This is a genomic window from Legionella sp. (genome assembly GCF_047605385.1).
GTDB lineage: Bacteria > Pseudomonadota > Gammaproteobacteria > Legionellales > Legionellaceae > Legionella.
The window spans coordinates 49,654-63,892 of the sequence record NZ_JASGFU010000009.1 but is presented as its reverse complement, the minus strand read 5'-3'; the positions used below and the strand labels follow the sequence as shown (position 1 = coordinate 63,892).

The window sequence follows — 14,239 nt, the reverse complement described above, 5'->3', positions numbered from 1 at the left end:
GCGCGCGGTGGAGAGGGGAAGCCCGGTGAGCTCAATTAAATACCTGGGGAGTTACAAAGAGTTTTTAATGTAATAATTTTGACCTTAATTTGATTTGATATCAATTTTTAGTCTACGTGAAGTACTATTTTTCCAAAATGTTTACCTGATTGCATATACTGTTGGGCGGTTTCAATTTCTGCTAATGGAAATTCAGAGTCAATAATTGGCATAATTTTCTTCTGTTCAAGCAATGGGAACCATTGTTCATGTGCCGCTTTCCATAAACAGGCTTTTTCTTCAATCGTTTGTGAGCGTAAGACAAAGCCTATAATTTGCAATCTTTTGCGCATTAATAATGCTAAATTACATTCAACTGTACTGCCGTTGAGGCATGCAATTTGGATTAATTTGCTTTTGAGTCTCAATAAGTGCAGGTGTTTATTAAAATAATCACCACCAATAAAATCAAGAATTAAATCAATACTCTGCTCCGGAATTAAATCTTCGAAATCGTGGGTGCGATGATTGATTACCTGATCGGCTCCAAGTGCGAAAGCTTTTTCAATTTTAATATCACTACCGACTGTAGTAATTACTTTTGCGCCTGCTTGTTTTGCCATTGGAATAGCAAGTGAAGCAATGCCACTTCCTGCACCATGAATAAGTAATGTTTGTCCAGCCCTTAATTCTCCGAGATGAAATATTGAGGCATAAACGGTAACTAAAGATTCGGGTAAGGCTGCGGCAAAATCATAATCCCAACTCTTAGGAATATGATGAGCTAAAGCAGCATCGACAATGCAATATTCGGCGTGTGCTCCACTGCCGACTAAACCATAGACACGATCACCGGCTTTAAATTGAGTCACTTGAGAACCCACAGCAACCACTTCACCCGCAAGTTCCAGGCCTGGAATATCGCATTCACCATGTGGTGGGGGATATTTTCCGTAGCGTTGCATTAAATCAGCGCGATTGAGGGCAGTTGCTTTTACACGTACCAAGAGTTGATTCTCTTTATATTCTGGTGTGGGGCCTTCTTCGAGAATCAATCTACTGTGAGAACCTGGATTTTTTATGAGTACGAAGTACACTATGAATTCCTTGGTTACTGTGTAATTTCTTCCATCTTACCTCAAGTAATATTAATTTTCTATTGAGAATGGCTTAATCTCTAGTTATGGTCTATTATTTTCCTGAGCGTTTTCTTCTTTATTTCCTCTTGAATTTTGACTAAACAAAAATGAGAAAAAGCTATTCCTAATCATAGTTACTAATGTCTGGTTGTTTCTTTCTTGAGTTTGAGAAGGTGCTTGCTCAATGGCAGGTATCAATTTTATTATTTTTTGCAATAAATCGTGAACTTCCCTTTTATTATTCATGGCCTTCAATAGATGAATGGCATTTTTCTTAGTATAAGGTGTGGTTACTGCTGCTAGTGTAAGTTGTTCGAGTGTGAGTAATTTTTTATCAATTAATTGTTCAAATAAATCAACCATACCATGTTGCTCAATTTTATTTGCCAACATCCAAATAGAGTTTATCCCTACATATTCTCCTGAAGTTGGTGCAAGTGCCAACTGTTCACTCGTTACCAGATCTTTTTCAATTAGGGTCATCAATAAGGAGAAAATTTCAGGTTGATAAGCTTCTTTTGCTAATATCCAAATAACATGTGTTATTGGATTTTTTTTAACCAGAGCTATCAATAAAGAAAAAATCTTAGGTTGATGGATTTGGTTTGCTAATATCCAAATGGAATTTACCTCTGCATGGTCTTTTGATGTTGGTGCGGATGTTAGTTGTTTGCTAGTCACCAACTCTTTTTCAATCAGATATATTAATAAATCAATAACTTCGGGTCGAGAATAAATATCAACTGTTAGATTCCAAAAGACAGCAGCGTCAGTAAGCAATTGATGATTGAGTAAGTCATGACTTGCCGCTAAGCTAATTAGTTGATAATATTCGTTATCTGTCCATAGACTAAGAACTTTGGATATCTCGACATCAGAAGCGGTTATTATTTTACCAATTGTGGCCAACTGTCCAGGAAATTTGAGCAGTTGGTTGGCAAAAAACCAGTATATGTTGCTATCCGATAGTTCAATCTTTAAAAAAAGCTCAGAATGTTCTGGATTAAAAAAATGGTTATTTTCTTCAAACCAGAGCTGCCCATTATCATAAGTCAATTTAAGTGATCTCGATGTGTTCGTTATTTCAATAGGCTGTATTTCTGACGTTAAAAAATGTGTTCTAAATTTTTTGGTGATCTGCGCTTTAAACCAGGCTTCATTAATTAAGGGCAAACTGATATTTTTTAACGCATCATCAATCTCCATCATCGTGTATAAATCAAGTTTGATAAGCATGGAATATTTATTATTCCAGTCATTAATGAGCCTCTCCGCTACTGCTTTCACTGTATGATCAAAAGGAATTTGCTTTGTCTCATCAGAAAAAAACTTCTTGGTAAATTGTTGATGGATGTTCTTAAAGGCGTTACTTAATTTTCTAATGAGTGGTTCTAAGATGAGATCAGGCTTTAAATTATTTTCCAGCCACATTTGGAACGTTTGGAGTTCTTTGTCAGAAATAAGGAGCAAGTCAATAAACTTATCTGTTTTTTTGGAAAGCCCATAATCATTAGCTACGTAGTTAAAAAAAGCATTATTCCAATGTATTTCATTATTTTCGTCAGAGAAACGTGTTTGTAAGAAAAGCGTAATAAGGTTCCGAATGACATCGTGTTTAATACCATAGAGGAGTGCATCGAAGTGTAATGATTCTTTTAAACTAATTGCAGCATCAACTATATTAGTTAAAGTACCATCACTACACACGATAATGCTTTCTTGTAAATTGGATAAAATATCTTTTTTAATATGAAGTTCTATGTCTTCATTATTAAGAAGAATAACTAATTCTTCTAATGCTTTCTTACCTTCATCATAAAAAATGATTTCGCGAATACTGTAATATCCGTTAAATAAACGCTGCTCAAATAACTTAAATGCAGGGTAATATGTGTTGATTTTTATATCATCGTATACGATTTTTTGAATTTCATTGTGTTCGCACCATTGATTAAGTTTGTCGAGTAAGAATTCACATTGTTTTTTAAATGTAATGAATTTATTGCTTTGTTTAAAATCATTTAATTGCTTGGCCGTATCGTTTTGGGAACCGTTATCTTTAAAATAAACAGGTGTACCTTGTTCTGGAGCATAGGCTAAAGCATGAGTGATGGTAATCTGATTGATATGCTCGATAGTAGATTTGTAAAAACGCGGTTTAAATAAGGATTTAGGCATGTGTTCTTTTAGGTTATGTGTTTAATTTGCCTTATTTTATGTGTAAATTGAAAACAATGAGAGCAATAGGGGAATGTGACAAGTAACATGTATTAATAGTAATCATCATTCAAATCATTTTACTTGCTGTACTTTAACTATATAATCAGACTTCTTGGGGTCTTTTTACACGTAGGGTTAATGGCAAAATTTAATCATCAACGTTTTTATGCGTGGATTTTTATTATTCCACAACTGATTATTACCCTTGTTTTTTTTATTTGGCCCGCATGTAATGCCTTGTTGCATTCTTTTTTTTATACCGATGCTTTTGGTTTGCATAAGCAGTTCGCGGGTCTGGCTAATTTTTTCGATCTTTTTCATGATTCCAGTTATTGTAAAGCCATAGGGGTCACTTTAATCATTGCTTTTAGCGTGACATTTTGTACCATGAGTTTAGGTTTATTGATGGCATATTTAGTCAATAACCGCAGTAAGTCGCAAAAAATTTATAAATCTTTATTAATTTGGCCCTATGCAGTAGCTCCTGCAGTCGCTGCAATTCTTTGGCGTTTTTTATGCCATCCCACATTAGGATGGCTAACTCATGGATTAAATTCTATGGGGATTCATTTTGATTACATTAATAATGTACAGCAGGCATTACTAGTCGTTATTCTTACCGCAAGTTGGCAACAATTTAGTTATAATTTTTTATTTTATTTTGCAGCCTTAAAAGGAATTCCCTCATCATTAATTGATGCTGCAATTATTGATGGCGCTTGTGCAAAGCAGAGGTTTTGGCAAATTATTTTTCCTATGCTTTCACCAACAACCTTTTTTTTATTAATTATGAACTTGATGTATGGTTTTTTTGATACCTTTGGCATTATCCATGTGATGACACATGGCGGGCCAGGAAATAGTACGACTAATTTGCTTTATAAAGTTTATCAAGATGGATTTGAAGGCATGGATATAGGTAGTTCTTCGGCACAGTCAGTGCTATTGATGATTATTGTAGTGATTGTTTCTTTAGTGCAATTTAAATATCTTGAGAAAAAGGTTCATTACGTATGAAATTAATCAATCGTTTTTTATCGCATGGTTTTCTGTGCTTTTTTATCGCACTGATGTTACTACCCATTTATTTAGCTATTGTTGCTGCAAGTCATGAAGGCACTACCATGTTGCAATCTCATATTCCCTTGCTTCCTGGCTCTTTGTTGCTAAACAATATAAAAACAGTATTAAGTCAAGGTTTATCAGTAACTGGTGGTGAACCCATCACCTCTATGCTCTGCAATAGTCTAGTTATGGCACTTGCAATTGCCTGTGGCAAAATTGTTATTGCTTTAGGTTCTGCTTTTGCTTTGGTTTATTTTGATTTTTCTTTTAAAAAACTATGCTTCGCTTTAATTTTTGCGACGATGATGTTACCCATTGAAGTGCGTATTGTTCCTACATTTCAAGTTGTTGCTTCTTTTGGATTATTAAATTCATTCACTGGATTAACACTGCCTTTATTTGTTTCTGCTACCGGAACTTTTTTATTTCGTCAGTTTTTTAAAACCATTCCCGCAGAGTTAGTCGATGCTGCAAAATTAGATGGAGCAGGAGCGGTACGTTTCTTTTTTAATGTCTTATTACCTTTATCAAAAACACAAATTGCATCATTATTTGTTATTTTATTTGTTTATGGTTGGAACCAGTATTTGTGGCCTTTGGTAATTACTACGGAAACAAAAATGGCTACAGTGGTGATGGGAATTCGTTATCTTGCAGGAGTTGCAGATCAAATTCCACAATGGCATTACATTATGTCTATTGCATTGATTGCTCTAGTTCCACCGTGTATGGTGGTGATGTTAATGCAACGATGGTTTGAACGAGGATTGAAGTAAATATGGCGACAGTGCGCTTGGTTGATGTCTCAAAACATATTGGGCAAGCAGCCATTTTGAATAAGATAAACGTCAGCATTAAAAAAGGCGAATTTATGGTAATAGTTGGTCCATCTGGCTGTGGTAAATCAACACTGTTGCGCTTGATTGCTGGACTTGATGATCTTAGCTCTGGTTCTATCTTAATTAACAATGAACGCATTAATGAATTACCTGCCGCAAAACGTGACATGGCTATGGTATTTCAAAACTATGCTTTGTACCCGCATATGACCGTTTATGACAATATGGCTTATGGATTAAAAATGCGTCGCTTCAAAAAGGATGTAATTAAACAACGAGTTACAGATGCTGCGAAACTATTGCAGTTAACACCCTATATGGAACGAAAGCCATATGCACTTTCTGGGGGACAAAAGCAGCGTGTAGCGATGGGCAGGGCGATTGTGCGGTCGCCTGCGGTATTTTTATTTGATGAACCTTTATCCAATTTAGATGCCAAATTACGAACTGAAATGCGGCATGAAATCAGACGTTTGCATCAACAACTCAATATAACAAGTTTATATGTGACTCACGATCAAACAGAAGCAATGACCATGGCAGAACGGATTATAGTATTGAATCAAGGAGTAGTAGAACAAATAGGTACACCACAAGAATTGTATCAAAATCCTGCTACCTTATTTGTTGCCGGATTTACAGGGCATTATCCTTTAAATACCGTTAACGCAATTTTTGACAAACCCAATGCGATGATACGAACAGAATTTGGTGTTCATTATCCACTTCCTGCATTGACCATGAACTTAGATAATAAAGCTGAACTGGTTATGGCCATTAGGGCAGAGCACGTCCAACTTTGTGAAGCCACTCATCCACAGGCAATTGCAATCGCAGTTGAGTTTGTAGATGATATGGGCGCTGATAAATTAATCAGAGCAAAATCACTACATGATGGGAACCATTTGAGTTTACGTGTTTCTGCTGAGAAACCCATAGCGAGTGGACAACTTTATGTAGTATTGCCTAAAATAAAACTACATGTATTCCATAAACAAAATGGAAAGCGTATCGGAGAATGGTGTGATTAATGATAATAAACAATTAAAACCAATTGATACTCCTGTATATGGCTATTGGTCTGCAATCTGGCGTTCTTTTTTTTCGCGTAGTCTTTACGTGGATGTTGGTAAACGCTGGAAAGGTTTAGGCGTTCTCTATCTTTTACTGGTTATTGCTTTATTTTCCATTCCGTTCTTTTTTAGGATGACAGCGAGTTTAAATCAATCCTTTAGAGAGCAAATTATTGATCCTTTATCTAAAATTCCTGTATTTTATATTCAAAATGGGGAAGTTGTGTTTGATAAACCTATGCCCTACGTTATCAGTAATGATAAAAATCAAAAGGTAGTCATTATTGATACCACTGGAAAAGTGAATAATTTTTCTGATGAAAATCCTTATTTGAGTATCTTAATTAATAAAGATAAAATTTCTTTTAAGGTGCCTAATCCTCAACTTTTTAACATTGGTTTGCAAACACCATCGGCAACTAAAGGAAAAGTAATAGTTCAACCTTTTGATAAAAATACTAACTATGTATTTAATGGTAAACAACTGGTGGAACAAAATTCTATTACTGGGTTGAGATATGCTTCGCAAGTAATGCTTTACCCAATTATTGTGGGAATTTTCTTCTCAATCTTTATAGTTTGCTTTTTTGTACTTGCGCTGATGGGGCAAACGTTTTCAACGATTTTCTTTTCTTTTAAAATAAATTTTGCCACCTCGGCCCGTTTACTTATCGTTGCCGGCACTCCTATGCTTTTATTATTAATCATCATACTCACTTTGAATCGTGTATTCCAAGGCTCAGGAGTGATTTTATTCTTTTTACTCATTGCCTATTACAGCTATGCTCTTTATGGGCTTAGAGCTGAAAGCCTCTCTGTTGCGCGTATATGAACGAACTAATTCATTTCGCTCATGGGAATGGTTTTCCAGCATTATGCTACACGCAAATGTTAGATGGTCTACGGCAAAAAAATTTCGATTGCTGCTATATTGATAGAATTGGTCATGATCCTGCATTTCCAGTGAGTGAAAATTGGTATAATTTAGTGCTGGAAGTTATTGCTAGTGTTAAACGCCAGGCCAGAAGTCCGGTGATTGCGCTCGGACATTCTTTAGGTGGAGCACTTAGTTTATTAGCAGCCATTGAACAACCCGAACTTTTTAAGGCAGTGATTATGCTGGATTCTCCTTTATTAGGGCCATTTAAATCCAGTATGGTGCGATTAGCAAAAGCTTTAGGAATTATTGACAGAGTAACTCCTGCATTCAGAACTCGCGGTCGACGCGAATTTTGGAAAAATCATGAACAAGTTATGGCTTATTTAAAAAGTCGAAGTTTATTTAAAACCTTCTGTGAACAGTCCCTCAATGACTATATTAATTATGGTTTAGAACATCTGGATGATGGCTATTATCTTCGTTTTGATCGACATATTGAATACCAAATTTATCGTACAATCCCTCATATCATTCCTAAATATGAAGGTAAATTATTAATCCCAGCGGCATTAATTTATGGTGACAAAAGTAATGTGGTTGGTAAAATGGATGTACGCTATATGAAGAAAAATTTTAATATAGCCTATTTTAAAATCAGTGGCACTCATTTATTTCCAATGGAGCATCCACAGGCTGTGGTAAAACAGATTATAGACGTGTTGGCAACACTAAATACGAAATAGTAAGAGGGATGATTCTGTTAGATTTACACATTTTTATGTGTACTATAACGATACAGAAAGCCTACAAGAACCGAGTTTGTATATAATTAAGGAGAATAATGTGCTACACCTTATTTTAGTAATCCTTGCTTTGGGAGCTGCAGGGATACTGTTGACACGACAAGCAGCAATTTCTGTTTGGGCTATTAGTTTTGCGCTCTTTAGCGCGTTAATTTTTTATTTTGATTCTCCAAGTTTTATTACTAAAACTCTATTAAGCTTTATCGAACTCATGTTCATTATTGGCGCAATTACGCCTTTACGACGTGAGCTTTTATCAATACATTTATTCAAAACAGTAAGTAAAGCTATGCCTACAATGTCCTCTACTGAGCGTGAAGCTTTAGAAGCAGGTACTGTCAGTTGGGAAGGTGATTTATTTACTGGCACTCCAGATTTTTTCTTATTACGTAATACGCCTACGGTTAAATTGACTGCTGAAGAGCAAGCTTTTATGGATGGCCCTGTAAATACTTTATGTGCCATGCTCGATGATTGGGATATCACCCATAATCGTACTGATTTGCCACCTGAGGTTTGGCAATTTATTAAAGACAATCGTTTCTTAGGGATGATTATTCCTAAGCAATATGGTGGTTTGGAATTTTCTGCAACTGCGCAAATGTCTATTTTAGTAAAAATCTATGGACGTTCAATTACTGCAGCGACCACTGTGTCTGTACCTAATTCTCTAGGACCAGCTGAATTACTTTTGAAGTATGGTACTGAAGAACAAAAAAACTATTATTTACCTCGTTTGGCAGATGGTCGTGAAATTCCTTGCTTCGCATTAACTGGACCTAATGCTGGTTCTGATGCTGCATCCATTCCTGACTGTGGCGTTGTATATCGTAGTCAATTTAATGGTAAAGAGGTTATTGGTATTCGTTTAAATTGGAACAAACGTTATATTACTTTATGTCCAGTTGCGACCGTAGTAGGGTTGGCATTCAGAATGTTTGACCCTGAGAATTTATTAGGGAAAGGAGAATATATTGGGATTACCTGTGCTTTAATTCCTACGGATACTAAAGGTGTGATCAAAGGACGTCGCCATTTTCCATTAAACACCGGATTCTTAAATGGTCCTACGCAAGGTAAAGACGTATTTATTCCTCTAGATTATATTATCGGGGGCGCGGCAATGGCCGGTTACGGTTGGCGTATGTTGATGGAGTGCTTGAGTGCCGGGCGTGCGATTTCTTTACCTTCCAGTGCCAATGGAGGAGCGCAAACTGCAGCATTGGTTTCTGGTGCTTATGCGCGTATTCGTAAACAATTTAATCAATCCATTAGCAAGTTTGAGGGAATTGAAGAGCCTTTAGCACGTATTGCTGCAAATACTTATATTATCGATTCTGCTTTAACAATGGCGGCGGCGGCAATTGACTATGGCGCTAGACCTTCAGTAGCGGGGGCAATATTAAAATATCATACTACTGAACGTGCAAGGCAGGTGTCATTAGATGCCATGGATATTCATGGGGGTAAAGGTATTTGTCTTGGCCCTAATAATTATCTGGGTAGAGGTTTTGAGTCGATTCCAATCGCAATTACTGTAGAGGGTGCAAATATTTTAACGCGTAGTTTGATTATTTTTGGTCAGGGCGCTATTCGTTGTCATCCTTATGTATTTAAGGAATTGGAAAGTATTAGAAAAAATGACCTAATTGAATTTGATAAGGCATTTTTTGCTCATGCTGGGTTGATCCTTGCGAATTTTACGAAGTCTTTAATTTTTGCTTGGACTGATGGCTATCTTTCTAAAGCTCCAGACAGTAGTGTGAGACATTATTATCAATTATTGCATAAATACAGTAGTAATTTTGCCTTCCTTGCTGATTTTTCAATGACCTTGATCGGCGGTGATTTAAAACGTAAAGAAAAATTATCAGCACGTTTAGGAGATATGCTGAGTACTCTATATCTTGCTTCGGCTGTATTGAAGCGTTTTTATGATGATGGAGAGCTTAAAGCCGATTTACCTATAGTGAAATGGAGCTGTCAATCTTTATTACATGAATGTGAAATGGCAATGCAAGGAGTGATTCACAATTTTCCACAACGTTGGGCGCGCGTTTTCTTATATTTAGTGCTTAAGCCTTTTGGAAGTCGTCGTGATAAACCAAGTGATCAATTGGGTCATAAAGTAGCAAGAATTTTGACTGCGCCCAATGAGACACGCTCTCGCCTGACACATCTTGTTTATAAGATTGCGGGTGATACTTGCCCTGTGGGTCGACTTGAAGAAGCGTTTTATAAGATTTGTGCGGTAGAAGATTTAGAGAAAAAAGTAACTCGTGCAGTCAAAGATGATGTATTAAAGTCACTTACTTTACTAGAACAAATTGAAGAAGCATTCGTTTGTGGTTTATTGACTAGAGATGAAGCGCAACAGTTAAAAGAAGCTGAGTTAGCACGTCAAGATGTTATTCGCGTTGATGATTTTAACGATGATGAATTGCGACGCCCTATTATGGTAAAGGAAACAAAAGAAAAGAAACCTTGTGCAACAGATCTGGAGCATGAAACGATGATTGAAAAATCTGAGTCTGAAGTACCTTATCACTAGCAGAATAAATTTTGAAGTAAATTTAATAGCCTTGCCCTTGAATTAGTTGAGCATTTTTTTCAAGGGCGGGGGAAAAGTACCTCGGTAGTTACTTAAAGCACTGTATCATCAAACCTGATGGCCCCTTATTCATATATTTGAATACATTTTTCAATTTTAGCTTTAGCCCAAGAGGATAAGCAGAGTATCCGGTTGTACGCTATGTCGGCAACAATTATGCGAGATGATTAATGTTCATGAGTAGTTCAGGTTTGTTAGTGCTTCGATTAGTGTATAAACTAAATTTGATAGGAGGGTAGGCGCGGCTCTCTACGAAATGGAGTAAATAGATTTAGTCCGCTAATCCTATGAATAAAGACGATTTTATGGAATAATTATTAGCTAATTACGATAATATTTGTCTAATTGTATGAAAATAAAAGCAATTTACTTAACAATCTCTATTTTTTTTCCTTCTACTTTATTTGCTAGTACTGCAACTTGTTCCTTATTAGACGGAATTAATGTATACACTGCAAAGCGAATTTTAAATATTTGTAAACACGGCACGGTTATTAAAACTTTTAAAGTAGCTCTTGGCTACAAAGGAGTCGGTAAAAAACAAGAGGGTGATAATAAAACTCCAATTGGTTTGTATAGGTTAGCTCATCCAAGAAAATCCACTCAATTTAAAGTCTTTATTCCAATTCTCTATCCAACTTCAAAGCAATTAGCTGCAGGATATACAGGTAGAGATATAGGAATCCATGGGCCAACTCAGTTATCAAGTTGGTTTAGTTGGTTAAACAACTTGCCGAACTCTACGCGAGGATGCATTGCTGTTGGCAAAAATAATCATATCGAGTATGTGGCTAATTGGGTAAAAGACAATCCTGGAGCTAAGGTTTTAATTATTTAAATATTATTATACACTAGCCGGAGTATAAGAAATTCCTACTGCCAAAACCATATTTCTATTATTTAACCCCGCTGAATCATTGCCTTCATACTCAACTATTCTTAAATCATGATCAATAATAGTTGTTGCTGTTTTCTTATTAGGAAAGTAGTTAAATGCTCCTTCAGCAAAGAGTTTAATTTGCGGTCTGAGATAATAACCTGCATTTATGGTCATATTATAAAATTGGAAGTCATCCGCACCTTCTTTGAACGTTAAAGCTCTTGTGTAATGTTGATCAACATCACGTGCATCTACCCAATTACTGAATTTGAAGACCCCATTAAATTCAAATGAATTGACAAAATATTTACTTGCGATACCAATATAGGGTGAACTAAAGGTTTGTTTATAACCAATTCCTTTTTCAGTGCTGGGGAAACAACCAATGGATTCACCATTGTTATACATATAACAACCACCAATTGCTACATAGCTGAAACGTGTACGCTGATATCCGAAAATTCCTGCTAATGCTGTATTGTCATGTTGAAGAAACCATGCTTTAAGGTTTAAGTCAAATTCATTAGCTTGATTTAAGTCAGTGTCTTCATGATGTGACCAATCACTCCAATGATATTGTCCGGGAACAAGCCAATCATAATCATCCATCACTACATTGCCTGTGCTCACAATAGTCCAACCTTGCACGTTTGCGTCCAGCCAGGAAAAAATTTTATAATTTAGCTCGCCTTTAATCACTGGCTCACCATTTATCTTCCAATTAAGCTGGCTTATTTTGTCTCCGGTGAAGCTGTCATAGACAAATTCTTTTGACTTACCTGATAAATAGCCAATGGAGCCATTGTATGAAAAGCGACCAGAAGTAAATAGATCTGTTGCTGCTTGGTTTGTTGAAGAGAGAAATGATAAGATCATCAGACTTACGGTAATTTTGCTTATTTGTACCATTATTTAGCCCCTATATATTATTTTTTATCGGGAGTAGAGCGTCAGTTTATTAAACCGGCGAAATGATAACAATTAGTGCATGTTTATTCAATGAATGCGGTGAATAGAGGTCTTCGATGAAATAAATATTACTGAGGTGTTACTCATTGCAATCTGAAACAACGATATAACAATCACGATCCTTACATTGTGTCTTAGCTCTATGTTCTGCTAGAGCCTTGGTTTCACCTATACCTATACCCTTATGTTCCTTAGATAGTGCATAAGCTGCACATTGTTGATAGATGATAACGACATTACATTTTTCTCCACCTGCATCAACACAAAATTTCTCAGCATATTTTTCTGCTTGTTCTTTATTTGCACCACCACCTACGCCATAAGCACAATCTGTATTATGGCTTGCAGTATCTACAGCTATTGCTCCCCAATTTTCTCCAGCTTCTTGTTCTTTTTTAGCAGGAGCTTCTGAAACAAGTTGTTTTGTATCAGCAATTGATTTAATCCTTTTCAAGGAATCTTCTGCATATAGTGTGCTATTAATGCCGAGCAAAAAAAATAATAGGATAACTAATAAAGAATTTTTTATTGTTTTAAAGTTCATTCAAGTTCCTTTTGATGAGAATTAATTGAATTCTTTGCAAGTAAATGTAGCATTAAAATGAAATTATAATATGGCAGGAGAAAATACAAAAAGCCTAATAGAAAGAAGAGTGAGGAATAAACTGCAAACAGTTTTCTCAACGAGTATCAGGCTTCTTCGGCAATGTCATCAGGCATGGTGATGTTCAATTCTAATACAGAATTATCACCCATCCGCTCCAGGTTCACGCTGACCTGATCACGAGTTACATGAACATATTTGGCAATAACTGCCAAAATTTCTTCTTGCAATTGTGGCAAGTAATCCGGAGTGTTACGCTGAGAACGCTCATGAGAAATAATAATCTGTAAGCGTTCTTTAGCAACTGAAGCTGACGCAGTTCTTCTACGTAAGTAATTAAATATACTCATACCGTTACTTCCTCCTTGTTCTTACCGAATAGGCGACGTAACAATCCTTTACGATCGTTCGTAATAAAGCGCATCGGTCTTTCTTCTCCAAGAAAACGGGCAATTGCGTCTTGATAGGCAATACCTGCATCGCTGGTTTCATCAAGCACCACAGGAACTCCTGTGTTAGACGCTTTAAGTACTGATTTAGATTCCGGGATTACACCAATTAATGGAATCGCTAAAATTTCTTTCACATCATTAACTGACAACATATCACCGCGCTCTACACGCTCAGGATCATAACGAGTTAATAATAAATGTTCTTGTACTGGCGCAGATTTTTCAATAGCTCTTTTAGTTTTGCTAGAAAGAATACCAAGAATACGGTCTGAGTCGCGAACTGAAGACACTTCTGGATTGGTAACTACAATAGCATGATCGGCAAAATACATTGCCATTAATGCTCCTGTTTCGATGCCTGCAGGCGAATCGCAGATGATAAAGTCAAATTCTTTTGCCAGTTCATTCAGAATACGTTCAACACCTTCAAGAGTTAGGGCATCCTTATCACGTGTTTGCGATGCAGGAAGAATATATAGATTCTGCAGACGTTTATCTTTAATTAACGCTTGATTAAGACTGGCTTCATTATTGATTACGTTGACAAAGTCGTAAACTACACGACGTTCACAACCCATAATGATATCGAGGTTACGTAACCCAATATCAAAATCAATCACTACCGTCTTATGTCCCAGAAGAGCAAGACCTGAAGATATAGCTGCTGAAGAAGTAGTTTTTCCTACTCCGCCTTTACCAGATGTAATAACAATTATTTTAGCCAA

General features: G+C 36.3%; 13 protein-coding genes. 7 read left to right on the top strand and 6 right to left on the bottom strand.

Features of this window, described 5'->3' with window-relative positions; all coding sequences use genetic code 11:
- Positions 1 to 107 precede the first annotated feature (107 nt).
- Positions 108 to 1,076 (bottom strand): NAD(P)H-quinone oxidoreductase, encoded by a 969-nt coding sequence (locus QM652_RS03755; protein WP_415073021.1) that lies wholly within the window; start codon positions 1,074 to 1,076, stop codon positions 108 to 110.
- A gap of 84 nt (positions 1,077 to 1,160) precedes the next feature.
- Positions 1,161 to 3,296: a hypothetical protein gene (locus QM652_RS03750; RefSeq protein ID WP_415073019.1), complete on the bottom strand. Its 2,136-nt coding sequence runs from the start codon at positions 3,294 to 3,296 to the stop codon at positions 1,161 to 1,163.
- 180 nt (positions 3,297 to 3,476) lie between these two features.
- On the opposite strand from QM652_RS03750, the gene QM652_RS03745 reads away from it, so the two are divergent.
- From QM652_RS03745 to QM652_RS03715, 7 genes are all read left to right on the top strand, one after another.
- Entirely contained in the window at positions 3,477 to 4,355 is an 879-nt protein-coding gene (locus tag QM652_RS03745; RefSeq protein ID WP_415073017.1) for an ABC transporter permease subunit, read from the top strand.
- Positions 4,352 to 5,179: a sn-glycerol-3-phosphate ABC transporter permease UgpE gene (gene ugpE, locus QM652_RS03740; protein WP_415073015.1), complete on the top strand. Its 828-nt coding sequence runs from the start codon at positions 4,352 to 4,354 to the stop codon at positions 5,177 to 5,179. The genes QM652_RS03745 and ugpE overlap by 4 nt, the downstream gene beginning before the upstream one ends.
- A gap of 2 nt (positions 5,180 to 5,181) precedes the next feature.
- Positions 5,182 to 6,273, top strand: coding sequence for an ABC transporter ATP-binding protein (locus tag QM652_RS03735; RefSeq protein WP_415073013.1), 1,092 nt, complete (start codon positions 5,182 to 5,184; stop codon positions 6,271 to 6,273).
- The gene (locus QM652_RS03730) at positions 6,224 to 7,147 is read left to right on the top strand and encodes a DUF1189 family protein (protein WP_415073011.1); all 924 of its coding nucleotides are present in this window, start codon (positions 6,224 to 6,226) and stop codon (positions 7,145 to 7,147) included. Before QM652_RS03735 ends, QM652_RS03730 begins: the two co-directional genes overlap by 50 nt.
- The gene (locus tag QM652_RS03725; protein WP_415073009.1) at positions 7,144 to 7,938 is read left to right on the top strand and encodes an alpha/beta hydrolase; all 795 of its coding nucleotides are present in this window, start codon (positions 7,144 to 7,146) and stop codon (positions 7,936 to 7,938) included. The genes QM652_RS03730 and QM652_RS03725 overlap by 4 nt, the downstream gene beginning before the upstream one ends.
- 100 nt (positions 7,939 to 8,038) lie before the next feature.
- On the top strand, positions 8,039 to 10,549 hold the full coding sequence (locus QM652_RS03720; protein WP_415073007.1) for an acyl-CoA dehydrogenase: 2,511 nt from the start codon (positions 8,039 to 8,041) through the stop codon (positions 10,547 to 10,549).
- Positions 10,550 to 10,958: 409 nt separating this feature from the next.
- Positions 10,959 to 11,447 (top strand): L,D-transpeptidase family protein, encoded by a 489-nt coding sequence (locus QM652_RS03715; protein WP_415073005.1) that lies wholly within the window; start codon positions 10,959 to 10,961, stop codon positions 11,445 to 11,447.
- A gap of 6 nt (positions 11,448 to 11,453) precedes the next feature.
- Here the strand turns inward: QM652_RS03715 and QM652_RS03710 are convergent, their stop codons facing one another.
- From QM652_RS03710 to minD, 4 genes are all read right to left on the bottom strand, one after another.
- Positions 11,454 to 12,398: an omptin family outer membrane protease gene (locus tag QM652_RS03710; RefSeq protein WP_415073003.1), complete on the bottom strand. Its 945-nt coding sequence runs from the start codon at positions 12,396 to 12,398 to the stop codon at positions 11,454 to 11,456.
- Between the two features lie 139 nt (positions 12,399 to 12,537).
- On the bottom strand, positions 12,538 to 13,002 hold the full coding sequence (locus QM652_RS03705; protein ID WP_415073001.1) for a DUF4189 domain-containing protein: 465 nt from the start codon (positions 13,000 to 13,002) through the stop codon (positions 12,538 to 12,540).
- Positions 13,003 to 13,148: 146 nt separating this feature from the next.
- Positions 13,149 to 13,412 carry a cell division topological specificity factor MinE gene (gene minE, locus QM652_RS03700; protein ID WP_415072999.1) on the bottom strand — a complete coding sequence of 88 codons (264 nt, stop codon included), beginning with the start codon at positions 13,410 to 13,412 and terminating at the stop codon, positions 13,149 to 13,151.
- On the bottom strand, positions 13,409 to 14,239 hold the full coding sequence (gene minD, locus QM652_RS03695) for a septum site-determining protein MinD (protein WP_415073023.1): 831 nt from the start codon (positions 14,237 to 14,239) through the stop codon (positions 13,409 to 13,411). The genes minE and minD overlap by 4 nt, the downstream gene beginning before the upstream one ends.